The 23,983-nt window shown below is 73.7% G+C and carries 19 protein-coding genes; 5 read left to right on the forward strand and 14 right to left on the reverse strand.

Features of this window, described 5'->3' with window-relative positions; genetic code table 11:
• Nucleotides 1-4 precede the first annotated feature (4 nt).
• Nucleotides 5-1,126, reverse strand: coding sequence for a SchA/CurD-like domain-containing protein (locus tag AMK27_RS11055; protein WP_073905109.1), 1,122 nt, complete (start codon nt 1,124-1,126; stop codon nt 5-7).
• Between the two features lie 233 nt (nt 1,127-1,359).
• Between AMK27_RS11055 and AMK27_RS11060 the strand changes: the two genes are divergently transcribed.
• Together AMK27_RS11060 and AMK27_RS11065 are read left to right on the forward strand one after the other, a co-directional pair.
• Nucleotides 1,360-3,021 (forward strand): FAD-dependent oxidoreductase, encoded by a 1,662-nt coding sequence (locus tag AMK27_RS11060; protein WP_073905110.1) that lies wholly within the window; start codon nt 1,360-1,362, stop codon nt 3,019-3,021.
• A 382-nt stretch (nt 3,022-3,403) separates the two neighbouring features.
• The gene (locus tag AMK27_RS11065; protein WP_073905112.1) at nt 3,404-3,910 is read left to right on the forward strand and encodes a sortase; all 507 of its coding nucleotides are present in this window, start codon (nt 3,404-3,406) and stop codon (nt 3,908-3,910) included.
• A gap of 101 nt (nt 3,911-4,011) precedes the next feature.
• On the opposite strand, the gene atzF is transcribed toward AMK27_RS11065, so the two are convergent.
• From atzF to AMK27_RS11085, 4 genes are read right to left on the reverse strand one after another with little or no spacing between them, the layout of a single operon-like run.
• Entirely contained in the window at nt 4,012-5,706 is a 1,695-nt protein-coding gene (gene atzF / locus AMK27_RS11070) for an allophanate hydrolase (protein ID WP_073905113.1), read from the reverse strand.
• Nucleotides 5,703-9,290: an urea carboxylase gene (uca, locus tag AMK27_RS11075; RefSeq protein ID WP_073905115.1), complete on the reverse strand. Its 3,588-nt coding sequence runs from the start codon at nt 9,288-9,290 to the stop codon at nt 5,703-5,705. The genes atzF and uca overlap by 4 nt, the downstream gene beginning before the upstream one ends.
• Complete coding sequence (locus AMK27_RS11080; RefSeq protein WP_073905116.1) at nt 9,287-9,928, reverse strand: urea amidolyase associated protein UAAP2; 642 nt, start codon at nt 9,926-9,928, stop codon at nt 9,287-9,289. The genes uca and AMK27_RS11080 overlap by 4 nt, the downstream gene beginning before the upstream one ends.
• Entirely contained in the window at nt 9,925-10,686 is a 762-nt protein-coding gene (locus AMK27_RS11085; protein WP_079188343.1) for an urea amidolyase associated protein UAAP1, read from the reverse strand. Before AMK27_RS11085 ends, AMK27_RS11080 begins: the two co-directional genes overlap by 4 nt.
• 300 nt (nt 10,687-10,986) lie before the next feature.
• Between AMK27_RS11085 and AMK27_RS11090 the strand changes: the two genes are divergently transcribed.
• On the forward strand, nt 10,987-11,673 hold the full coding sequence (locus AMK27_RS11090) for a TetR/AcrR family transcriptional regulator (protein WP_073905118.1): 687 nt from the start codon (nt 10,987-10,989) through the stop codon (nt 11,671-11,673).
• Between the two features lie 49 nt (nt 11,674-11,722).
• On the opposite strand, the gene AMK27_RS11095 is transcribed toward AMK27_RS11090, so the two are convergent.
• The 8 genes from AMK27_RS11095 to AMK27_RS11130 form a co-directional block, all read right to left on the reverse strand.
• The gene (locus AMK27_RS11095) at nt 11,723-13,258 is read right to left on the reverse strand and encodes an amino acid permease (RefSeq protein WP_073905120.1); all 1,536 of its coding nucleotides are present in this window, start codon (nt 13,256-13,258) and stop codon (nt 11,723-11,725) included.
• Between the two features lie 167 nt (nt 13,259-13,425).
• Nucleotides 13,426-14,541, reverse strand: a complete 1,116-nt coding sequence (locus tag AMK27_RS11100; RefSeq protein WP_073905122.1) for an AI-2E family transporter — start codon at nt 14,539-14,541, stop codon at nt 13,426-13,428.
• 224 nt (nt 14,542-14,765) lie between these two features.
• Complete coding sequence (locus tag AMK27_RS11105; RefSeq protein WP_073905124.1) at nt 14,766-15,083, reverse strand: DUF3040 domain-containing protein; 318 nt, start codon at nt 15,081-15,083, stop codon at nt 14,766-14,768.
• A gap of 182 nt (nt 15,084-15,265) precedes the next feature.
• The gene (locus AMK27_RS11110; protein ID WP_073905126.1) at nt 15,266-16,789 is read right to left on the reverse strand and encodes a SulP family inorganic anion transporter; all 1,524 of its coding nucleotides are present in this window, start codon (nt 16,787-16,789) and stop codon (nt 15,266-15,268) included.
• Entirely contained in the window at nt 16,786-17,367 is a 582-nt protein-coding gene (locus AMK27_RS11115) for a carbonic anhydrase (RefSeq protein ID WP_073905127.1), read from the reverse strand. Before AMK27_RS11115 ends, AMK27_RS11110 begins: the two co-directional genes overlap by 4 nt.
• A gap of 70 nt (nt 17,368-17,437) precedes the next feature.
• On the reverse strand, nt 17,438-17,818 hold the full coding sequence (locus tag AMK27_RS11120; RefSeq protein WP_073905129.1) for a hypothetical protein: 381 nt from the start codon (nt 17,816-17,818) through the stop codon (nt 17,438-17,440).
• A gap of 367 nt (nt 17,819-18,185) precedes the next feature.
• Complete coding sequence (locus AMK27_RS11125) at nt 18,186-19,256, reverse strand: mechanosensitive ion channel family protein (RefSeq protein WP_073906015.1); 1,071 nt, start codon at nt 19,254-19,256, stop codon at nt 18,186-18,188.
• Nucleotides 19,257-19,463: 207 nt separating this feature from the next.
• A complete protein-coding gene (locus AMK27_RS11130; RefSeq protein ID WP_073905131.1) occupies nt 19,464-21,398 on the reverse strand; it encodes a glycoside hydrolase family 5 protein in 1,935 nt (644 codons plus the stop codon).
• Between the two features lie 321 nt (nt 21,399-21,719).
• Between AMK27_RS11130 and AMK27_RS11135 the strand changes: the two genes are divergently transcribed.
• Nucleotides 21,720-22,550 (forward strand): RimK family alpha-L-glutamate ligase, encoded by an 831-nt coding sequence (locus AMK27_RS11135; RefSeq protein WP_073905133.1) that lies wholly within the window; start codon nt 21,720-21,722, stop codon nt 22,548-22,550.
• A gap of 72 nt (nt 22,551-22,622) precedes the next feature.
• Here AMK27_RS11135 and AMK27_RS11140 read toward each other — a convergent pair whose 3' ends face one another.
• Entirely contained in the window at nt 22,623-23,660 is a 1,038-nt protein-coding gene (locus tag AMK27_RS11140) for a hypothetical protein (RefSeq protein WP_241847417.1), read from the reverse strand.
• Between the two features lie 120 nt (nt 23,661-23,780).
• Here AMK27_RS11140 and AMK27_RS42685 point away from each other — a divergent pair, with 120 nt between their 5' ends.
• Nucleotides 23,781-23,921, forward strand: a complete 141-nt coding sequence (locus AMK27_RS42685; protein WP_158076915.1) for a hypothetical protein — start codon at nt 23,781-23,783, stop codon at nt 23,919-23,921.
• The last annotated feature ends 62 nt before the right edge of the window (nt 23,922-23,983 follow it).

Genomic DNA, 23,983 nt, shown 5'->3' on the forward strand with positions numbered 1-23,983 from the left:
GCCGTCAGGAGTCCGCCGAGCGGTCGGTGACGGGCAGCATGTCGGAGTGCGACAGGAGCCGGTTGACGTTGCGCTCCGTCTGCAGGGAGCCCTCGACGCCGATCGCGGGGCCGTCGAGGAGGAGTTCCAGCTCCCCGGCCTTCTGGGCGTCCTTGAGCCCGAGCGAGGCGGCGGGGTCGAGGTCGAGCTCACCCGTGATGTCGATGAGGCGCACCACGATGTCGTCGCGCTGGAACACGGTGCTGCCGTACACCGGGCTGTTCGGGTCGTCGGCGGCGTCCCGGTCCTGGTCGGCGAGCAGCCGGGCCAGCTCCATCCCGCAGCCTTCCTTGGCCGGGTAGTACAGCGCGTGCCGTCGCAGTTCGGCCGGTGCCGGCCGGCTCGACGCCACGTGCTGGACGGCCGGGAGCGCCGCGCGGGTGAAGAACACCCGGGCCGACTCGGGGTCGGTCAGGTCCCGGTCCTGCTCCAGGTACGGGTTGATGGCCTCCTCGACCGCCCGCACCTCGGGCTGGCGTGCGACGTGCCGCAGCGCCACGAGGAGGTCGCCCTCCACCTCCACGGCCCGCACGACGCGGTTGCCGTGCATGAACAGGGAGGTACGACGCAGCCGCGTGGTCTCGTCGACCTGGGCCCGGGGCGACTCGTACCCCGCCAGGATCTCCGCCACCTTCGACTCGGAGCCCGGCTTGACGGTGAAGGTGAGGGCGTGGCGGGCCACACCGTCGCCCACGCGGGCGGCCACCTGCATGCCCGTCGAGGCCGCGGCGGGCGAGGCCTGCTGGGACGGCCCGGTCTCCCGGAGGATGCTGTAGCGCATCGAGCGGGTGTCCCGCACGCAGCTGTGCATGGGCTTGACGGTGTCGACGTGCTCCTCGCTGTTCACCCAGGCGAGGAACGGCGGCGCGCTCTCCCACTCGCTGGTGATCAGCCACTGCGAGGGGTTCTCGATGGACTGGCACAGCTGGTCACTGATGTGGCCGGGAACGGAGGCGACCTGCTTGCGCATGAGTTCGTACGCGTCCAGGAACTCCTCCTGCGCTCCTTCGTACAGGTCGAGCAGGAGGATCACCCGGAGCCTGGAGCCGTCGAATGCCGACTGTGAGATGCGTCCCGAGGGGGCCATCCGGCACACCTCTTCTCTTCTCGGTGGGGGGGTGGGAACGACCTGCGTGACCGAAGCGCCGCAGTCGTGATGTGTCGATGGTTGACAGGAGCGCCGACAGCGCGCGAGCCCGAAAGAGCGGACGAGTGAACCGCGTGTCATCCGGGTGCCTCCGGCACGCGGACCCTTCCCCGAAGGGAATGAATCTGCATCCCATCCCCGACCCGCGTCGCACGTGACGCCGGAGACGAACAATGAACCGATTCGACGTGGCCGGCGAAGAAGCCGGTCACCGCACGCCCGTACTCATCGTCGGCGGCTCGTTGGTGGGCCTGTCCACCGCGCTGTTCCTGGGGCGTCTCGGAGTGCCGCACATCCTGGTCGAGCGCCACGCGGGCACCTCGATCCATCCGCGCGGCCGCGGCAACAACCTGCGGACGATGGAGCTGTTCCGCGGTTCCGGGATCGCGTCGGCCATCCAGGACGCCGCGTCCGTCCTGGCACGCAACAACGGCATCCTGCAGGCGCCGAGCCTGGTGGGCGATGTCGGCGAATGGCTGTTCAAGGAGATCGACCCCGGCGGCGGAGTCGCCCGCTTCAGCCCCTCCGGCTGGTGCCTGTGCAGCCAGAACGACCTCGAACCCGTGCTGCGCGAGCGCGCCGGCGAGCTGGGCGGAGACCTGCGGTTCTCGACGGAACTGATGTCCTTCGAGCAGGACGCCGAAGGGGTGACCGCACAGGTCAAGAGCCGCGAGACCGGTGAGCACACCACCATCCGCGCGGACTACCTCGTCGCGGCGGACGGCCCGCGCAGCCCGGTGCGCGAGCGGCTCGCCATCGGCCAGCGGGGTCAGGGCGACCTGTTCCACAACGTGAGCATCACCTTCCTCTCCCGCGGTCTCGCGGACGTCGTCGGCGACCGGCACTTCATCGTCTGCTACCTGACGAACCCGGAGGCCGACGGAGCCCTGCTGCCGGTCGACAACCAGCAGCGCTGGGTGTTCCACGCCCCCTGGCACCCCGAACACGGCGAGACGCTCGAGGAGTTCACCGACGAGCGGTGCAAGGAGCACATCCGGCGGGCGGTGGGCGTGCCGGACCTCGATGTGGAGATCACGGGCAGGGCTCCCTGGCACGCGGCCGAGAGGATCGCCGAACGGTACACGGACGGCCGGGTGTTCCTCGTCGGCGACTCCGCCCACGAGATGCCGCCCACCGGGGCGTTCGGCTCCAACACCGGTATCCAGGACGGGCACAACCTCGCCTGGAAGCTCGCCGCCGTCCTGGGCGGCTGGGCCGGCCCCGGCCTGCTCGCGTCCTACGACGCGGAGCGCCGGCCGGTCGCGGAGGTGACGAGCGCCCGCGCCGCGGCGCGGTCGGTCGAGCACAGCCACCCCGGGTACGTCCCCGCCCCCGGAGCCGGCGGCCCGAAGGGGAAGCGGGGCGGCATCCTCAACGAGGTGATCGGCTACCGCTATCCGCAGGGCGCCGTCCTCGGCATCGACCCGACCGCGCCGGTCGTCGCCGACGCACTGCGTCTGACGGGCGAACCCGGAAGCCGGGCACCCCACGTGTGGCTGCACCGCGCCGGCACCCGGATCTCCACCCTCGACCTGTACGAGCGGTCCCTGGTGCTCCTGAGCTCCGAGGACGGCGCCGGCGGGTGGCACGCCGCGGCGGCACACGTCGGGCAGCAGCTGTCGGTGCCGCTCGACGCGTACCGGATCGGCGACGGCCCCGACGCGGAACTCTCCCCGGCGAGTGACACGGACTGGGCGGAGGCCCACGGCGTCACCGCCGACGGCGCGGTCCTCGTCCGCCCCGACGGGTTCGTCGCCTGGCGGTCCGAAGGGGCGTCGGCGGACCCCGGAGCGGAGCTGCGGCAGGCCCTCACGGCGATCCTGAGCAGGGACTGACCCTTGTCCCGTGGGGGGCCCGTACAGCGGGGAGGCCCCGGGGGCCGGACGTCGACCGGTGCGTCACTCCGACGGCCGAGCCCCCGGACTCCCCGCCCGACAGCGGGCGCGGCCCATCGCCAGCCCGCCGGTCCGGGGCCGGCGGACGGGTGCCTAACCCGTTCGCGTGCAGGACGCAATTCGATCCCGAGCGCCGCGCGGGCCGCCGTGACCTGCGGTGATGATCACCAGCCGGGATGATCAAGCCTCCGACCGGGGGACATCGGCCACGATCCTCCCGTTGCGGTGATCAGCGGCCGGGGATCTTCTCGTGCACGGAGCACAGCACAGGCGCCGCGCGGCCCAGCCGGCCAGGAAGGCTCCGCCGAAGGAGAGAAGAAGCATGCGTCTCGCACGTACAGGCACCCAGCTCGCCCTGGTCCTGAGCGCCCTCGCCCTGTCCGCACCCTCCGCCGTCGCGGCGCCCGGCGGCGACGTCCGGATCAATCCCGGGAGGGCGACCCCCGGCACGACCGTCACCGTCAGCACCACCGCCTGCGGCACGGAGACGTACGGCAAGGGCGAGTCGGTGGCGGGCGGGAAGTTCCACCTCCTGCCGGGTGACCGTGAGGGCGTCCTGGTGGGTCGGTTCACCCTCCCGCTGGACGCCGCCTCCGGCACGGACACCGTGACCCTCAAGTGCCCGCCCCGCATCCAGCAGACCGTCACCTACCAGATCTCCGGCCGCCCCAACGGCGCCGTGGAAGCGGGCTTCGGATGGGCGGCCGGCCCGCAAGAGGACGGCGGCGGCAGCCCGTACGCCCTCGGCGCGCTGCTCCTCGGCGGCGCCGCCGCAGGCGTCCTGGTGAGGATGCGCCGCCGAACCGTCGCCGCGCGGAACTCCGCCTGAGCCCACCCCTTCCCACCCCACGCCACACCGTCAGGGCCCCGGATCCCCGAGAGGGATCCGGGGCCCCGCCGTTCGCCGGAGGCACGACCCGCACCCCGCGGTCAGCCGCGGGACGGACGCCCCCCGCCCGGCGCCCCGGAGCGGCCGAGCGAGGGAAGGGCGGCACGCCAGCCGCCGTACGCCGTGATGTCGCGGGCACCGTCGAGGGCCTCGGGCTCACAGAGGAAGCCGGTCACGAAGGACCCGTCCGCGAGCTCCACCGTGCCGAGGGCCATCGGGCGGGGGAGCGCCGCGAGCAGCGCGCCGAGCCCCTCGGCGGGCAGCTCCCACACCTCGGCCTCGATCGGCGCACCGCCGTCACGGGACCGGACCAGGCCCGGCTTGGGCGGGACGGTGTCCAGGGCGTACAGCCGGTAGGCGGGCGCGGTGGCGGTCGTACGGACCAGGCGGCCGCCGAGGGAGAGCAGTTGCCCGTTGAGCGGCTGACCCGACAGGTGCGCGCCGACCACGGCGAGCCGCAGCGGCGGGGCCGTGAGCAGGCCCGCGACGCGGGCGAGCCGCTCGTCGGTGAACGCCCGGCCGACCAGCATGACGCCGAACGGCAGCCCGCCCACCTCGCCCGCCGGGACGGCCACCGCCGCGAGGTCGAACAGGTTCGTCGAGTGGGTGAACCGGCCGAGCCGGGCGTTCGCGCCCAGCGGGTCGGCCGCCACCTCCGCGAGCGTCGGGTGCCCCGGCGCCGTCGGCAGGAGCAGCGCGTCCGCGTCCCCCAGCGACGCCAGCGCCCTGGTGCGCAGGGCGGCCAGCCTCTCCCGGTCCGTGAAGAGCCGGTGGGCCGGGACGGCGCGGGCCCCGGAGATGATCCCGGCCACGGTCGGGTCGAGGTCCGCCGAGCCCGCGTGCACGTCGACGAAGCCGCCGACGGCGCTGTAGCGCTCCGCGACGAACGCGCCCTCGTACAGCAGCGCGGCCGCCTCGGTGAACGGCGCCAGGTCGACGGGCAGGAGCTCGGCGCCCGCGTCCGCCAGCCGGACCGCCGCCGCCCCGAACGCCTCGGCCCACCCCTCGTCCAGCTCGCCGAGCTGCCCCGGGCCGGGGACCGCGATCCGCCACGGGCCGGGACGCCGCTGCTCCAGGGCGGGGAGCCCGCGCCCCGGGGGAGAGGCCATGAAGGCCAGTGCCCGCTCGGCCTCCGGGAGCGTCCGGGCGAAGACCGTCACGCAGTCCAGCGACGCGCAGGCCGGCACGACGCCGTCGGCCGGCACCAGGCCGCGGGTCGGTTTGAGGCCGACGACGCCGTTGAAGGCCGCCGGGACCCGGCCCGAGCCCGCGGTGTCCGTGCCGAGCGCCAGGTCCACGATGCCGAGGGCGACCGCGACCGCCGAGCCGGACGAGGACCCGCCCGCGACGTACGACGGGTCGACGGCGTTGCGCACCGCGCCGTACGGGCTGCGCGTACCGACCAGGCCGGTCGCGAACTGGTCGAGGTTCGTGGTGCCCAGCACCACCGCGCCGGCCGCCCTCAGCCGCGCCACCGCCGGGGCGTCGGCCGTCGGCTCGTAGGCGTACGAGGGGCAGCCCGCGGTGGTCGGCAGCCCGGCCACGTCGATGTTGCCCTTCACCGCGAACACCGTCCCGGCCAGCGGCGGCCGCTGCCCGGCGGCGCGGCGCGCGTCGATCGCGGCGGCGTCCGCCTCCGCCTCCTCCCGCGACCGGAGACCGATCCACACCTCGGGCCGGTCCACCTGCGCGATCCGGGCGTACGCCGCCCGCACCCGCTCCACCGCGCCGCTCATGCGCCCACCTCCGCGGTCTCCACGGCGGCGAGGACGACGAGCGCGGTCCCCGCCTCCACCTGGCTGCCCGGCCTGACCAGGACCTCCACGACGATGCCGTCGGCGGGGGCCGGTACCGGAGCCTCCATCTTCATCGCTTCCAGGGCGACCAGCTGCCGACCCGCCGACACCCGGTCGCCGACCTCGACGTTCACCTGCCAGACGCAGGCGGTGAACTCCGCCTCGACCAGCCGGCCGCCCTCGGGCACCTTGACGTCGGCGGCCGGCGCGGCGGCCTCGGAAGCAGCTTCGGCGCGCGCGAACTCGCCTGCGGCCTCCCAGGCGTCGCGCTCGGCGCCGAACGCCTTGCTCTGACGGTCCCGGAAGGCGGCGATCGACGCGGCGTTCGCGGCGAGGAAGTCCTGGTACGCGGCGAGGGAGAACGTGCCCTCCTCGGTCCTCGGCACGAAGCGGCCGGAGGTGATGTCGGCGCGCAGCTCCAGGAGCTCCACGGCGCCGACCGGGTACCACCTGATCCGGTCGAAGAAGCGCATCAGCCAGGGCCTGCCCGGCTCGAAGGCACCGCGCTGCTGCCAGCCCGACCACACCTGCGTGGTGCGGCCGACGAACTGGTAGCCGCCGGGACCCTCCATCCCGTAGACGCACAGGTACGCGCCGCCGATGCCGACCGAGTTCTCGGCTGTCCAGGTGCGGGCCGGGTTGTACTTGGTCGTGACGAGGCGGTGCCGCGGGTCGAGGGGAGTGGCGACGGGCGCGCCCAGGTAGACGTCGCCGAGGCCGAGCACCAGGTACTCGGCGTCGAAGACGGTCCGGTACACGTCGTCGACCGTCTCCAGCCCGTTGACGCGCCGGATGAACTCGATGTTCGACGGGCACCAGGGGGCGTCGTCGCGCACGCCCGCGACATAGCGGGCGATGGCCTCGCGCGTCGCCGGATCGTCCCAGGACAGCGGCAGGTGCACGATCCGGCTCGGCACCACCAGGTCGTCGGTGGCGGGCAGTTCCTCCTCCACGCCCAGCACGATGTCGAGGAGCGCGTGCTGCGGCAGGACGTCGGGGTCCGTCCGGATCTGGAGCGAGCGGATGCCCGGGGTCAGGTCGACCACACCGGGGATCCCGCGCTCGGCCAGCGCCTCCGCGAGCGCGTGGACGCGCATGCGCAGGGCGAGGTCGAGCTGCATCGGCCCGTACTCGACGAGCAGGTTGTCGTCGCCGCTCCGCCGGTAGGTGACCGACGGACGGGCCGCGGTCTCCGCCCGACGGGTGAGGATCCCGCCGTCGACGACGGCGCCGCGGTCGGCGCGCGGGGCGGCGGCGGGCCGCCTCCGCAGCAGCGCGGCCGCCTCCGCCGTCACGGGCACGAACCGCACGGTGTCGCCGGGACGGAGCTGACCGAGCTTCCAGCGCTGCCCGGTGACGACCGTCGCCGGGCAGACGAAGCCGCCGAGGGAGGGCCCGTCGGGGCCGAGGAGGACGGGCATGTCGCCGGTGTAGTCGACGGCGCCGACGGAGTACGGCGTGTCGTGGATGTTGGACGGGTGCAGACCTGCCTCCCCGCCGTCCGCCCGCGCCCAGCGAGGCCGGGGACCGACCAGGCGGACGCCGGTGCGCGCCGAGTTGAAGTGCACCTTCCAGTCCGCCGCGTAGAACGCGCGGATGTCGTCCTCGGTGAAGAACTCGGGTGCGGCGTGCGGTCCTTCGACCGCGCCGATCCGCCACTCGGTGCCGAACGCGGGACGCTCGTCGAGGGCGGTGACGGAGGTCTCCGCGCGCACCTCCCCGCCGTGCAGGACGTCGCCCGCGCGCAGCGCCCGGCCGCCGTGCCCGCCGAACCCGCCGAGAGTGAAGGTGGCCGCGCTGCCGAGGAACTCCGGCACGTCGAGCCCGCCCGCGACCAGCACGTACGTGCGCAGGCCCGGCCCGTCGGGGGCACCCACGGCGAGGGTCTGCCCGGCCTCGACGGTGACCGGCTCCCACTGGGGTGCGCGGCTGCCGTCGACCGTCACCCGGGCGGGGGCGCCGGTGACACAGACGGTCGTCGGGTGGCTGAACCTCAGGGAGGGGCCCTGGAGGGTGCACTCCAGACCCGGCGCGCCCTCGTCGTTCCCGAGCGCGGTGTTCCCGAGCCGGAAGGACAGGTCGTCCATCGGACCGCCCGGGGGCACGCCGACCTGCCAGTAGCCGGTGCGCCCCGGCCAGTCCTGCACGGTGGTCAGGGTGCCGGGGGCGACGACCTCGATGCGCGGGGTCGGGTCGGCGAGGGCGGCGAGCGAGGCGGTGGAGTGGGTGGCGGTGCGGACACCGGCGTCCCGGAGCGCGGTGCGGACGAGGCCCAGGTTGGTCTCGATGCCGTCGACACGGGTCGCGGCGAGCGCCGCGTCCAGCCGGTCGAGGGCGTCGGCACGGTCGGCGCCGTGGACGACGACCTTGGCGAGCATCGGGTCGTACGCGGCGGTGACCTCCGTGCCGGTCTCGACCCAGCCGTCCACGCGGACGCCCTCGGGGAAGGCGACGCGGGTCAGCAGGCCGGCGCTGGGACGGTGGCCGCGGGACGGGTCCTCCGCGTAGAGACGGGCCTCCACGGCGTGGCCGGAGGGCGTGGGCGGCTCGGCGACGACCGCGGTGTCGCCCTGCGCCAGGCGCAGCATCCAGGCGACGAGGTCGACTCCGTAGATCTCCTCGGTGACCGGGTGCTCGACCTGGAGGCGGGTGTTGACCTCCAGGAAGTACGCCTCCTCGCGGGCGGCGTCGTACACGAACTCCACCGTGCCGGCGGAGCGGTAGTCCACCGAGGCGCACAGGTCCCGGGCGGCGGCGGCGAGTCCGCGGCGCACCCGGTCCGGCAGCCCGGGGGCCGGGGCCTCCTCCAGGACCTTCTGGTTGCGGCGCTGCAGCGAGCAGTCGCGGTCGCCGAACATGACGACCTTGCCGAGACCGTCGCCGAAGACCTGCACCTCGACGTGGCGGGCGCGCTCGACCAGGCGCTCCAGGAAGACCCCGGCGGAGGAGAAGGAGGCGGCGGCCACCCGCTGCACGCGGTCCCAGGCGTCGGCGAGGTCGGCCGCGTCGCGACAGGCCCGCATGCCGATGCCGCCACCGCCGCCGGTGGCCTTGAGCATCACCGGGTAGCCGATCTCCTCGGCCGCCGCGAGGGCCGCACCGACGTCGGGGAGGAGCCCGGTGCCGGGGGCGAGCGGCACGCCGGCCGCTTGTGCGGCGGCGCGCGCGGTGTGCTTGGCCCCGAACAGCTCCAGCTGCTCCGGGGTCGGACCGACGAAGACGATTCCGGCGTCGGCGCAGCGGCGTGCGAAGCCGGCGTCCTCGGACAGGAACCCGTAGCCGGGGTGGACGGCGCCCGCGCCGGTGGCCCTGGCCGCGTCGAGGACCAGTCCGGCGTCGAGGTAGGACTCCTTGGCCGGGGCCGGACCGAGGCGGACGGCCTCGTCGGCCAGCCGGACGTGTGCGGCGCCCCGGTCGGGGTCGGAGTAGACCGCGACGGTGCGCAGGCCGAGCTGCCGGGCGGTGCGGATGATCCGGGCCGCGATCTCGCCACGGTTGGCCACCAGCAGGGTGTCGAACGTCATCGGGTTCCGTCCTCGTCGTCCTCGATCGTCATCCGCACGGCGGTCGGCTCGAACCCGTTGCAGGGGTTGTTGATCTGGGGGCAGTTGGACAGCAGCGCGAGGACGTCGGTCTCGGCGCGGAGCACGACCTTCAGGCCCGGGGCGGAGATGCCGTCGACGATGCCGAGCGTGCCGTCCCGCTCGACCGGCACGTTCATGAACCAGTTGATGTTGGAGACCAGATCGCGCTTCCCGAGGCCGTGCCGGGCGCCCTCGGCGAGGAAGTTCTCCACACAGGCGTGCTGCGACCAGGTGTGGTGGCCGTAGCGGAGGGTGTTCGACTCCTTGGAACAGGCGCCGCCGAGGGTGTCGTGCCGTCCGCAGGTGTCCTCGACGACGGTCATCAGGGGGGTGTGTTCGTCCGACATCAGCACCGATCCGGTGGTGAGGAAGACGGAGCCCTGCGCCTGGACGGTGTCGGGGGCGCTGTAGCGCACGGAGGAGTCGTGGGCGTCGTAGAGGAGGAAGTCCGCGGCCTGGTTGCCGTGCAGGTCGGTGAGGGTCAGCAGCTGTCCCTTGCGCACGACGGCGGACCAGGCGGCGCGGGCGGGGACGATGTCGTCGGTGACGACACGGCCGGGACGGGCGGTGGCGGTCATGCGATCCCCCGGGCGGTGAGGTGGTCGGCGGTGTTGAGGAAGGCCCGGCGGCCCTCGGGCGTGGCCTCCCACAGCGGGTCGCCGGGTGCGGTGGGCCGGGCGCGGTGGGCGAGGACGCCGAGGTTTCCGCAGGTGTACGCGGGGCGCGGGTCCAGCGGGTGGGGGACGTTGGCGAGGAGGACGGTGACGTCCTGCTCGGCGCGGAGCGTGACGGTCCCGCCCGGGCCGACGGAGCCGGTGAACTCGGCCGTGCCGTCCTCCGCGATCCGTACGCCCTGGAAGAAGGAGACGGACGGGGGGAGGTCGCGCGGGGTCAGGCCGTTCTTGAGCGCGGCGAGCTTGAAGAGCTCGCGTCCCGCCGGTGAGGCGGACTGCGCGGTCCCGTCCCCGTACCGCGCGGTGTTGCGGGCGAGGCTGGAGGTGCCGGTGAGGGCGTCGTGCCGGCCGGAGGTGTCCCGGGTGACGGAGGCGAGCACCCGCCCCTGGTCGGAGAGCAGCAGGTGCCCCTTGCCGAGGTACGCGTTCCAGAACACCTTGACGGTGTCGGCCGTGTTGAGCCGCTCCCAGGGGCGGTCGGCGCAGTGGAGGAGGAGATGGGCGCAGGCGTCGCCGGTGAGGTCGGTCAGCCGCAGCTCGGTGCCGCGGGCGAGGACCTTGTGGGTGTAGTTGCCGCCCGCCACCGTCTCCGCCCAGACGACGTCCTCGGCGGCGACGCCCTCGGGAGGCGCCGGGCAGCCGCTCGCGGGCAGCACGGGCATGGCGTCCACCTCCGTGCCCGCCTGGGCACGGGCATGGTCGCGCGCGCGATACGTCGTCGATGTCGACGACGGCTTCGGCTTCGACGACGGGGCCGCTGTCGCTGTCGCCGACGCGGTCGCTGTCACGGACGGGGTCGCCATGGCTGGGCCTCCAGGTCGCTGGACTCATTTCTGTCGCTCGACAGAAATTAGGCAGCGGGCGCTTCGCCGCCGTTGCCCGCCGATTTCGCGTCGGTTACCGGAAACTCACCCCGCAGCTCGGCTCCGAGACGACACGCGACCCTGTGCGAGGATCGCGGAGTGAGCACGCCCACCAGCAGAAGAGTCGGCCGCCCGCGGGTCCAGAAGCGTCCCGCCGGAGGTCTCGCACCGCGCGACGAAGTCCTGGCGGCGGCAGCCGAGTTGTTCACCGCCCACGGCTACACGGCGACCTCCACCCGGACGATCGCCGAGCGCGCCGGCCTGCGCCAGGCATCCCTCTACCACTACTTCGACGGCAAGGAAGCGATCCTCGCGGAGCTGCTCGAAGGCACCGTCCGGCCCTCGTTGGAGGTGGCACGCGACCTCGTCTCCCGTACGGAGGAGAACCCCGAGGCGCGGCTGTGGGCGCTGTGCCACTCCGACGCGGCACTGCTGTGCGCGGGCCCGCACAACCTCGGCGCGCTCTACCTGCTGCCCGAGGTGCGGACGGAGCGCTTCGCCGACTTCCACCGGATCCGGTCCGCGCTCAAGTCCTGCTACGCGGAGCTGCTGGCGGCCACGGAACCCGGGACGGGGCTCGCCGAGGACGACCTGGCGCTCCGCGCGGACCTGCTCTTCGGCCTCACCGAGAGCGTGATCCTCATCCGGCGGGCGGAACCCGACCGCGACCCCCGCACCCTGGCGGTGGCGACGGCCGACGCGGCACTGCGGGTGGCGGGCGTGCCGCAGCGGTCCCTGGCACGACTGCGCCGCGAGGGGCAGCTGCTCCTCGCGGCACAGAACTAGGGGGTGACTTGCCGATCAGGCGAGCCCGGCATGATCGACAAGACACCCCCTAGCGGCGGTACCGGCGGTACGCCGCTCCCGTCGCGACCGTGGCGCCGAGGACCAGGACGGTGAACCACCGGAAGTACCAGTGGCCGCCCTCCGGGTCGTACACCTCGGCGCGCGGCCAGGACAGGTTGACCGTCATGAACATCCCGTACACGACGGCGAGCGCGTTGACGGGGAGCCCCCAGCGGCCGAGCGAGAACAGCGGTCGGCCGAGCTCGTCCCGTGCGTCGTCGGCCGGCGGCGGCCACTCGCCCCTCAGACGGCGGACCAGCATCGGACCCGTGACCATCGCGTACGCCAGGTACACCATCGCGATGCACGTGGTGCCGATGGCCAGGATCGCCTGCGGCGAGGCGAGGTTGAGCAGGAGCAGGAGTCCCGAGCAGACCCCGACCACGACGGCGGCCGTGCCGGGCATCCCGGTCCGCCGGGGCACCCGCGCCAGTCGCGCCGAGAACGGCAGGACACCGTCGCGCGCCATCGAGTAGAGCATCCGGGTCGCCGAGGTCTGGATGGCCAGGGTCGCCGCGCAGACGGCCAGGGCCACGTCGGCCAGGAGCACCCGGCCGAGACCGTCGCCCAGGGTGCTGGTGAGCACGTACCCCAGTCCCTCGGTCGCGAGCCGTCCGTCGGTGAGGCTGGGCGCGGCGAGCAGCCCGACGAGCAGCAGCAGCCCGCCGCAGACGCCGGAGGTGGTGAGGGCGCTGAGCGTCGTACGGGGGGCGGTGCGCCGGGGGTTGACGGTCTCCTCGCTCATCTCGCTGGCGCTCTCGAAGCCGATGAGGACGTACGCGGCGGTGAACGAGCCCACGAGGAGCGCCGCGATCGGACCGCCGTGGCCGCCGGTGTGCAGGGTGATGCCGGGATCGCGCTCCGCGTGGGTGGCCAGGAGGGTGACGATGAGTCCGACGCCGACGATCTCGGCGGTGACGCCGACCGTGTTGACGGCCGACAGCGCCCGGTTGTCGAGGACGTTGAGCAGGGTGGTGAGCCCGAGCAGGACCAGTCCGAGGAGGGCCGCGTTCGCGGCGCCGCTGGTCGTCGTGGGCGACGGGTCGCCGCCGACGACCTGGAAGCCGGGCCAGACGGCCGGCAGCACCACCTGGAGCGCGAGGGCGGCGGCCGCCACGACCACGATCCGCCCGGTCACCATGATCCAGCCCGCGTACCAGCCGAAGGACGGGCTGCCGAGCCTGCTCGCCCACTGGTAGATCGCCCCTGAGATGGGCATCCGGGCTGCCAGTTCGGCGAAGCAGGCGGCGACCAGGAGTTGGCCGGCGAGGACGGCGGGCCAGGTCCAGAAGAAGACCGGCCCGCCGAAGGAGTAGCCGAGGGAGAAGAACTGGAACACGGTGGTCAGTACGGAGATGAAGGAGAACCCGGCGGCGAAGGACGCGTACCGCCCCATCCTGCGGCGCAGCTCCTGCGGATAGCCGAACGAGGCGAGCGAGGCGTCGGGCGATCCGCCGGGCGGGCCTTCGCCCCGCGCGCCGGCCGGGGGAGGAGCCGGGGGAGTGGGATCGGTGGTCACGGTCATGGCGGTCCCCTGTCGCGGAGTGAGGTCCTGCGAGTTCCTGTCGGTTGACAGAAATTAGGGACGGCCCGTTTCCGCCGCGTGTCGCGTCCATGTCCCGACCGTTAGTGACTCCTCTCCGGGGCGCGACCGCCGAGGGACCCCCTCCGGCCGCCGGGTCGGCCGTCGGCTCAGGACACGACGGGGACGGGGCTGTCCGCCTCGTCCGGGTCCCGCTCGGGCCTCTCGTCGCCGAGCTGCTCCCGCAGGTAGTTCCAGAAGACCGCGATGAGCGCGGCGACCGGGACGGCGAGCAGGCTGCCCACGATGCCGGCCAGGCTCCCGCCGAGCGTGACGGCGAGCAGGACGACGGCCGCGTGCAGGCCGAGTCCGCGACTCTGGATCATGGGCTGGAACACGTTCCCCTCCAACTGCTGGACCACGACGATGATCGCCAGCACGATCAGCGCGTCGGTGACCCCGTTCGACACGAGCGCGATGAGCACCGCGACCAGGCCGGCGAACAGGGCGCCCACGATCGGTACGAACGCGGTGACGAAGGTCAGGACGGCGAGCGGCAGCACCAGGGGCACGTCGAGGAACCACAGGCCGATGCCGATGAGCACGGCGTCGATGAGCCCGACGAAGGCCTGGCTGCGCACGAACGCCCCCAGCGTGTTCCAGCTCCGCTCCGCCACGACCGGGACGTCGACGGCGAGCCGCCCGGGGAGCTGGCGGGTGAGCCACGGGAGGAACCGGGGGCCGTCCTTGAGGAAGAAGAACATCAGGAAGAGGGCGAGGAAGGCCGTGACCACCCCGTTGAACACCGTGCCCACGCCGGTCGCGATCGCGGTGACCATGCTGCCCACGCTGTCCTGGAGGCGGGCCATCGCCGAGTCGAGAGCGCCGGAGATCTCGTCGTCGCCGATGTTGAGCGGCGGCCCGGCGGCCCACTCGCGCAGGCGCTGGATTCCTTCGACCACACCGTCGGAGAGTTCCCCGGACTGGGAGGCGACCGGCACCGAGATGAGCGCGACGATGCCGACGACGGCCAGGACGAACGACACCGTGACGACCGCCGCCGCCAGGGCGGGCGGCCAGCCGTGCCGGCGGAGGAAGCGGGCCGGCGGCCAGGTCAGGGTCGTGAGGATCAGCCCGACGACCAGGGGCCAGATGACCGGCCACATCCGGCCCAGGACCCACAGGGCCACCCCGGCCATCAGCAGGACCAACAAGGACTCGGCGGACACGCGAGCCGCCGTACGCAGGGCGGCGGCGGCTTTCACGGGACTCAAGGGGGCAGACATGGGCCTCACCCTAGGGACCCGCCGGTGCTTACCCCGCCCCCGCCCCCACCACGGGGATCATCCGCCCGCCGCCACGTGGGACGTCGCACCGGGCTCAGGGTGTGACGTCGCACCGGGCTCAGGGCGTGAGGTCACCCCCGCCCCCGGCCCTCCGGCGGCGTCGAGCGCACCGGGGCGGCACGTGGTGCCGTCGATCGATCACGGCCTCGATCCGGCACGCGCGGTCACCGGCCCGGAGGATCCAGGACGGACCCGGAGTGGGTGCCCGAGGGTGCGTCCTCGCCGGGCGACGGGGACGGCGGGGCGCTCAGGACCGCGGTGAGGATCAGGCCGAGCACCGCGATCAGCAGGAAGACGATCACGGCCGGCTTGCGGCGGAGGCGTCTCCTCCGCTCCGGACGCGCCGCCGGGCGGGGCTCCTCCGGTGCGGGCGGGAACTGCTGGACCAGCGTGACGAAGAGCGCGACGAGCTCGGGATCGTCGTGTGCGAGGCGCCGCTCGATCTCGGCGAGCACGCGCCGGTCGTCCGTGGAGTGACTCATGGCGACCTCCTCGGTACCACGCGGAGGCGGATCGGAGGTTGGACGTTTCCTCGACCGCACCCGCGTCTCATTGTGACGGCTCGCGCCCCGGAGGGCCTCCGCAGACGACGGGAGCGGGTTCCACCTGCACGTCCGCGCACGGGGGCGACGCGCGAAGCGCCGCCCCCGTGCCCGTCCGGCCCTCAGCGAGGGGTGCTCACCGAGCCCGCGGCCGAGTCGTCGTGGCGGCCCGGGGAGGTGTCGGCGCGGACGGCCTCGGCGTCCGCGCCGCCGTGGCGTTCGGCCCAGGTCTCGAGTGCCGCCCGGCAGGCGTGGTCGAGGTGGTGGACCCCGGTGAGGTCCAGGACCACCCGGCGGTCGCCGGGCAGGGCCTCCAGGCTGTCGAGTATCTGCGGCAGCCGCAGAAAGGTGATGGTCCCCTGGAGCCGGACGCGGATCGCGCCGCGCCCGTCGTCACTGTGCTCGATCCTGAGGTGCGACGCCTCCCAGGCGGCCTTCGCGACCGAGAGGGCGAGGCCGATCACGACACCCTCGAACATGCCCACCGCGACGATGGCCGTCGCCGTCGCCACGAGGACGAGGGCCTCGCCCCGGTGACGGCGCCAGAGCGTCACGACGCCCTTGAACGGGATGAGCTTCCAGCCGGCGTGCACGAGGATCCCCGCCAGAGCCGCCAGCGGGATGTACGCGAGCACGGCGGGCAGCAGGGCGACGAAGAGCAGCAGCCAGACCCCGTGGAGGACCCGGGACGCCTTCGTCCGTGCGCCCGCCTCGACATTGGCCGAGCTGCGCACGATGACCGCGGTGAGCGGCAGGGCGCCGAGCAGACCGCAGAGGGTGTTGCCCGCTCCCTGTGCGACGAGTTCCCTGTCGTAGTCCGTGCGCGTACCCGAGTGCAGCCGGTCGACCGCCGCCGCGCTGAACAGCGACTCGGCGGAGGCGATCAGGGCGAACGCCAGGACCGTGCCGAGGAGGGCCGGGTCGGCGAGGGACGAGAGGGCTTCGGAGCCCGGCAGGTGGACGGCCTCCAGGACCCCGCTCACCCGCACGGTCTCCACCGGGAGGTCGAACAGCGCGGTCGCGAGGGCTGCCAGGAGGACCGCCACGAGGGCGCCGGGCACCGCTCGGGCCCGGCGCGGCATCCGCCGCCAGCCGACGACGAGGACGACGGTGCCGACCCCGATGGCGAGCGACACCAGGGCCGTCCGGCTCCCCAGGGCGTCGACGAGGGCGCCCGGCAGGCCGGTGAGCTTGGCGATTCCGGAGTCGGGGGCGGGGATTCCCGCCGCCGCGTAGAGCTGCCCGGCGATGATGACCAGGCCGATGCCCGCGAGCATGCCCTCGACGACGGAGAGGGAGATCGCGCGGAACCAGCGGCCCCAGCGGAGCAGGCCCATGGCGATCTGCAGCAGGCCGGCCGCGAGGACGATGACTCCGAGCGCGGGGAGGCCGAAGGTGCGGACCGCCTCGAGGACGAGCACGGTGAGACCGGCGGCCGGGCCGGAGACCTGGAGGCTGCTGCCCCGCATCAGACCGGTGACGATGCCGCCGACGATGCCGGTGATGAGACCCAGTTCGGCGGGGACGCCGGAGGCGACGGCGACGCCGATGCAGAGCGGGAGGGCGACGAGGAAGACGACGAGGGACGCGGCGAAGTCCCGCCGCAGGAACGGGAAGGAGCGCGGCGTCCGGACGTCCCCGGTCACAGCGCCTCGAAGGCGTCGGACCCGGGGCGGTACTCGAGGACGGCGCCGGTGTGCACCTCGTAGTACCAGCCGTGCAGGCGGAGACCGCCGTCCGCGAGCTTCCGTCCGACGCACGGATAGGAGCGCAGGCGCAGCAGTTGGGCGAGGACATGGCCGTGGACGGCGTCGGTGACGGCCGGGTCGTCGGGGCGGCCCGGGGCTCCGTCGGGCGCCGCGTGGGCGAGCCAGTCCCGTACGGCGGGCACGGCGCTCAGGTCCTCGCCCCGGACGAGGGCGCCCACCGCACCGCAGTGGGAGTGGCCGCAGACGACGACGTCCTCGACGCCGAGGACCTCGACGGCGTACTCGATGGTGGCGGCCTCCCCGCTGGGGCTGCCGGGGCCGTAGGGGGGCACGATGCCGCCGGCCGTGCGCAGTTCGAAGAGCTGGCCCGGTCGGGCACCGGTGATCAGGGCGGGGACGACCCTGGAGTCGGAGCAGGTGACGAACAGCACGGCCGGGGACTGGCCCGCGGCGTGCGGGGCGAACTCCTCAGGGCGCTGTCCGAATCGGCGGGCGTGGTCGATGAGGGGCTGCATGAAGTTTTCCTCCTGGCGCGCCGCTGGGGCGCGTCGGGCTGACAGGTCGGCGCAGGGGTGGTGCCGCCTGTCAGCAGAGGAACACCTGGAGGGTGGAGGAGTCGTGGGCGGCGAACGGTCTCGGCCGACTGTCCGCGCCGCCGGTCCGGCCGGCCGGCGGGTCCGTGAACGGAGCGGTGCGGGTGAGGACCGGCGGCGGGCCGGGAGGACCGGCGGCCGCGGCGCCGGCCCGCCGCCGGTCGCGGTGGAGGACCGAGCCCCTGGGGGCGTCGGCCTCGCCGTCCCCCGCGTGCGCGGACTCGTACGCGGCGGCCGGCGCGGCCTGCTGGACGCGGGGCTGTGCGGGCTGGAGCGAGGGGCCGGCGGGGGTGGGCAGCACGAACGTGCCGCAGACGAGGGCGAGGACGAGAAGGAGGGCGGCGCGCACGACCGCGGAGGCGCGGACTGACATCAGCAGGAACGCTCCTTCCTCTGGTCACACCGTCATCAGAATTCACCAACGCAAGCCCAAGGTTGGGTCAACGAAGGGTAATGCGCCCATGTGAACAGCATCTTGCGACACCCGTGCTGTACGAACGTTTTCGAATGGAATCAGCCTGATGTTGACGCGAACGGCAGCGTCGGGACGGCCGGAGCTCCCGGAATCCGTCAGGTTCGCGGGCGCCGGGGCCACGCCGTCGAACCCCCGGCGCCGCACCGCGCCACGGGAGCAGGAGCCGCCCGGGGAACGACAGGGCGCCCACCCGACCGCACCGGTCGGGTGGGCGCCCTGTCGTTCGGCGGTGGGAGCCTCGCGGAGGCTCCGGACGCGCCTCCCGCTACCGGTCGGCCCCCGCCTCCTCGAAGACATCGGCCGCGGGAGCGGTGACGACCTTCGGGAGGGCGCCCGGATGCTCGCGGGCCAGCCAGCCGACGAGTTCCTCCCGTACGGCGCAGCGGGTCGTCCACAGGTCGTCGGGGTCCTTGGCGGTCACGATCGCCCGTACCGTGATGCCGGTCGGCGAGGTGTCGGTGACGGCGAGGTCCCAGCCGCGCCCGTCCCAGGTGTCGCACGTGGTGAGGAACTTCTCGAGGTGCGCCCGCGCGAGCGCGACCGGTGTCGTGTGGTCGCAGTGCAGGAACACCGCCCCCGTCATCTCCGCGCCGCCGCGCGACCAGTTCTCGAACGGCCGCGAGGTGAAGTACGAGACGGGGAGCGTGACCCGGCGCTCGTCCCAGGTCCGGACCGTGAGGAAGGTGAGGGTCACCTCCTCCACCACACCCCATTCGCCGTCCACGACGACGGTGTCACCGATGCGGACCATGTCGCCGAACGCGATCTGGAACCCGGCGAAGAGGTTGCTCAGCGTCGACTGGGCCGCCACGCCGGCCACGATGCCGATGATGCCGGCCGACGCGAGCAGGGACGTTCCGAGGGTGCGGAAGGAGGGGAAGGTGACGAGGGCCGCGGCCGCGGCGATCACCCCGACGGCTACGGTCACCACCCGCATGATCAGGGTGACCTGGGTGCGGACCCGGCGGAGCCGGGCGGCGTCGCGCGAACGGCCTGCGTACCGCGCGTACGAGGACTCGACGACGGCCGCGACCATGCGCACCGTCAGCCAGGCGCCGCCGCCGATCAGGCTCAGCAGCAGGACGCGGCTCACCACCTCCCCGTGCTCCGCGAGCGGCCCCTCCGCGGGTGCCGCCACCGGGTAGGTCCATCTGAGCAGGGCGGTCAGTACGACGACGTACAGCGGCGTGCGGCAGCGGCGCAGCAGCCCCCACAGCGGGGTCTCCGGGTGCCGCGCGTCGGCGAACCGTGCCAGCACGTCCGCCGCGCGACAGAGGACGAAGGCGGCAAGTGCCGAGCCGCCGACGGAAATCGCCAGGCGAACTACGGTCTCCATGTGCTCCCCAGTGAATGAGTCGGACGCGGTCGTCCCGTACGCCTCACCGCCGTCGAGGTCGTCAAACATCGGGGCCGCGCCGAGCCGGAGCACGGGCGGCGGCCCCGGCAGGGCCGCCGATGCCGGCGGACGCCGCGGACGGCTGCGTCCGATGCCCGCCGGCACCGTGCCGCCGTCCGTGGGGTCCGGACGGCGGCCGGCCGGCGCTCAGAGGGTTCGGCAGAGGAGGGCGGCGGGCTTGTTGCCCCGCGCCCAGGCGCCGCTGTGGGCGACCCCGGCGGCGTACTCGTCGCTGCCGCACTGGCCCTTGTAGGCGCCGAGGGCGAACTCGCCGCCGGGCGCTCCGGTGGGACGGTTGTCGCCGCGGTCGAACCAGAGGGTGCGGCCGGTCTTCGGCAGGGCCCGGGCGGCCTCGGCGCACAGCACGGCGGACACGGCCTTGCCCCGGAGGCTGTAGCCGACCATGAACTGCTGCGCGGGGCACTGGAACTTGGTGTAGCCGCCGGCCCAGTCCCCGTCGGTGACGTGCCGTTCGTCTGTCACGACGGTCAACGCGCCGACGGGGGAGGCGAGTCCGCGGGCTCCGGTGTCGGTGCACAGACCCCGTCCGCTGTCGTGGGAGAGCCCGACGATCCGCTGGCCGTCGGGGCAGGCCGCCTTGCGGGCGCCGTGGTCCCAGTCGCCCTTCGCGCGGGCGCGGAGCGACTGGACGAAGTCGGTGTGGTCCGTGGTGAGCATGTCCCAGGAATCGGTGACGGGTACGGCGCCGGACCTGCCGGTCGCGTCGACGAGCCGCTGCCAGTGCGGGGTGCGCCAGTCGTCGCCGTCGAGGACGCCGGAGCGCCGGCCCTGGAGGTCGTAGTCCAGCAGCTTCCAGCGTCCGTGGCCGGTGAAGCCGACCGCCGGCCAGTAGGCGAAGTCGACGTCCTGCGTGATGAGGTAGTCGACGAAGTTCGCGAACCACGTCCTGCCCTGCGGGTTCGTCTCGTCGGCGCCGATGCCGAACTCGCTGATCCAGACGGGCGCGGTGTAGTGGCGCCGGGTGTCGTCGGCGACGAAGAGGGCCTGTCGCCGCAGGGTCTGGAACAGCTCGTCGCGGGGGAGTTCCTGGTAGCGCCAGTCGCTGGTCTCGCCGGTGCCGGTCGCGCCGGTGTGCCGGGGGCCGGTGTAGCCGTAGAAGTGGGCCGAGTAGACGAGCTTGTCCGAGGCGACCAGGGTGTGGGACAGCTCGCGGACCGGTTCCAGGGTGGGCCGCCCGTGCGGGGTGATATCGGTGGGGATGCCCTGCCAGTTGATGCCTTCGACGACGACCAGCAGGTCGGGGTTGGCCTCGGTGAGCAGCCGGTCGCCGACCCGTTGGGAGGCGGCCCACCAGTCGTGGTCGTTGCCCCAGCCCCAGTTGGCGTCGTCCATGACCGTGCGGCGGACCTCGTTGTAGAGGTCGGCGCCGACGACCCGCTTGTCGCTCTTGTAGCGCTTGGCGAGGAACAGCCAGTCGGCCTCCCACTGCGCGGTGGACTGGCTGGTGTTCCAGCGCTCGTTGCCGTCCAGGCCGCAGCACCAACGGGAGGTGTTGGTGTGGTTGTTGAGGACGATCGCGAACCCCTCGGCGGTGGTCGCGGCGATCACCGCGTCGAAGACCTGGAGCGGGGTCCTGCCCCGGAGGGCCGGATTGGCCGCGACGGCGGCGTCCGGCACCGGGCGCTGGTCGTGCAGCATCTCGTTGGAGAACGGCAGACGGATGCTGTTGGCGCCGAGCCGGTGGAAGTCGGCGAGGATGCTCGCGAGCGGGACGCGGTCGAGGCCCAGGGGGACCTGGTCGGACTTCTCGGCGTCGTGGTGGCTGGCAGGGTCGTTCACGTCTCCGCTGCCGTTGTACGAGCCCTGGGCGCCGTGCCAGTTCACGGACTTGAGCTTGAAGCGGGCTCCGCGGGCGTCCACGACGTACCGGCCGCGGGTGCTGAGCGGGGGCTGCCAGCTCTCGGCGAGCAGGGAGCCGGCGGGCGAGACGGACGAGACGGACGAGGACGCGGGTGTCGGTGCGGGTGCGGGCGCATGCGCGCGGGCGGGTGCGGCGCCGGCCGGAGACCCGGCGGCGATGAGGACCGCGGCGAGCGCGACTCCCAGCAGTGACTTCTTCATGAAGGCCTTCGATGGGTGACGGGCGGGGGCCGTGCCGCAGTATGTTCGCGAGAACAACGGGCGGCTGACAAGACTCCGTACCCACAAGTAACCTTACTTCACGGCCTGTTGGCTGGTATGCCTCGCCAGGACCACGGCGCACGCCTTCCGGCGGACGCCCGCCCTATGATCGGTCGGGACCGGCAGAGGGCACCCGTGGACGAAGGGACCGGCATGTCGTCAGCGAACGCAGCATGCGCCTGGCTGCTCCTGTGCCCCGGGCTCAGGAGGGGCGGTCAGGGCGGCCCCGGCAGAGGTCCGGGCCCGGTTACGTCCTCGCTGATGGCCGCCTTCGCCGCGGAACTCGGGCACCGGGCCGCGGTGGTCCACAGCAGCCGGCTCGTGCTCGGGGTGGAAGGCGGGCTGCTCACCCTCGCCGACACCGGCGGACGACCCGTCGCCGCGCCCGCCGTGGCGTACGCCCGCCTGTCGACGCCGCGGCTGTCGACCGACCGGGAGATCACCCTGCTCCGGCACCTGGCCGCCATGGGCACCCGACTGATCAACCCCGCGGAGGCGGTCCTCGCGGCGGTGAACAAGTTCTGGCAGCTCCAGCAGCTCGCCGCCGCGGGCATCCCCGTGCCCGACACCCGCACCCACACCGACGCGCCCCTTGAGCACGTACTCGACGCCGGCGCACCGCAGCCCTGCGTGGTGAAAGCGGTGCGCGGCCACCGCGGCCGAAGGGTCTTCCTCGCCCCCGACGACACGGGGCTGCGCGCAGTGGCGGGCAGTCTGGACGACCGGCACCCCTACCTCCTGCAGCGGTACGTGGCCCACTCCCACGGCCGGGACCTGCGCGTCGTCGTGGTCGACCGCCGGGCCGTGGCCGCCGCCGTGCGCACGGCCGATGACGACCGCCTCGTCTCCAACCTGGCGCAGGGCGGCACCCACACCGTCTGCACCGGCCGGTATCCGGACGCGGAGGCGCTGGCCGTCGAGGCGGCGGACGCCATCGGCCTCGGCGTCGCCGGCGTCGACCTCCTCTTCGAGGCCGACGGCTCGTTCACCGTGTGCGAGGTGAACTGCAACCCCACCTGGCGGCCCGACATGCCCGGCATCGCCGAAGCCGTCGCCGCCGCCTGCCGCAGCCGTCTCGACGCGGAGGGGTGAGCGCTGCTGGTCCCGGGGCCTGCGGCCCCCGGACCCGCTGCCCCCGGACCCGCTGCCTCCGGCGACAGCGGGTCAGCGTCCCAGTGCCGTGCGGAGCGTGAGGCCGTGGTCGCGCCGCAGCCGGTACAGCTCCCACCAGGACAGGGCCGTCACCGTGAGGGGGGCACCGAGGACGAAGGCCACCCGGGCACCGGTCGGCACCTGGTCGTAGGACCCGGTGACGACATCGAGGAGGGCCATCTCCCACACCAGGACACCGGCGAGGATCGGCGGCAGCACCTCGTGGATGTCGGCGGTGCGGAACACGTGCACCAGTGACAGCCCGATGCCGTAGAGCGCGAAGCCGATCGACCACAGGACCAGCACGATGAGGGCGACCCTCCCGGGCAGCCCCACGGCGTCCCGGAAGCCCGCCAACTCCGGGGCCATGGCGAGGGCGGAGGTGCCCATGGACCCCATGACGGCCAGGACCGAACCGAGGGGGCGCAGGGTCCGGCGCAGGTACATCCGGCGCAGGCCGCCCCGTGCGGCCGCCACGAAGGCGCCGACCACCACGGGGAAGGTGCAGACGAGGACCAGCACACTGGACCAGCTCTGGTCGAGCCGTTCTCCCGCCACTCCCTGGACGCCGTCGGCGCTCGCGACGGCGTTGTACGTGACCGTCAGACCCACCCAGGCGAGGAGCCCCAGCCCCGTCCGCCACAGCTGGAGCCTGCGGACCTCCGGGTCGTGGACGATCCCGGGGCGCGAGGGACGGAAGGCCCGCTGGGCGGCGTACAGCGGGTTGTAGAGGCCCCGCAGGATGTTCCGGGCCCGCGAGGGCTCCGCCCGCGGAGGCGGGACGGGGCCGTGGACCGGCGGGTACGGGTAACCCGGCGGCGGGCCGGACCGGGGGTACGGATAGGCCGTGGGAGGGCCGGACTGCGTGTACGGGTACCCCGGGGGAGGCCCGGCCTGCGCGTACGGCTGTCCCTGCGGGGGCGCGGGCGGGGAGTTCGGGTGTCCCCGCGGGGGCGCGGGAGGAGCGTAGGGGTGTCCCTGCGGCAGGTGCACGCCGCCGCCCCCGCTGGCCGCCCCGTCGCCGTACCCGCCACTGCCGTAACCGCTCATGCCACGTACCCCCGATGTCCCGCACGTCCGAACCCCGGCATCCTAGGTCCTGCCCTACGTCCACCCGGACGAGGTCCGGCGAGACAGGCGAGGCGTTCGCCCCTTGAGGAGGTCATCGCGATGAACAAGGGGCCTGACGAGGACTCTGAGGTCGGTGAGGAGGACTCCGGCGAGGTCTCCGAGGACGTCCACGAGACGCCGGGGGAGGACGACTCCTCGACACGCCGTGATGTCGCGAGCCGCCGGGGAGTGGCAGTCTGAAGGTGAGGGTGGTACCGGCGAGGCCCGGCAGAGCCGGACGCGAAGCGGCACCCCGTCCGCCG

The organism is Streptomyces sp. CB02009 (genome assembly GCF_001905825.1).
Lineage (GTDB): Bacteria > Actinomycetota > Actinomycetes > Streptomycetales > Streptomycetaceae > Streptomyces.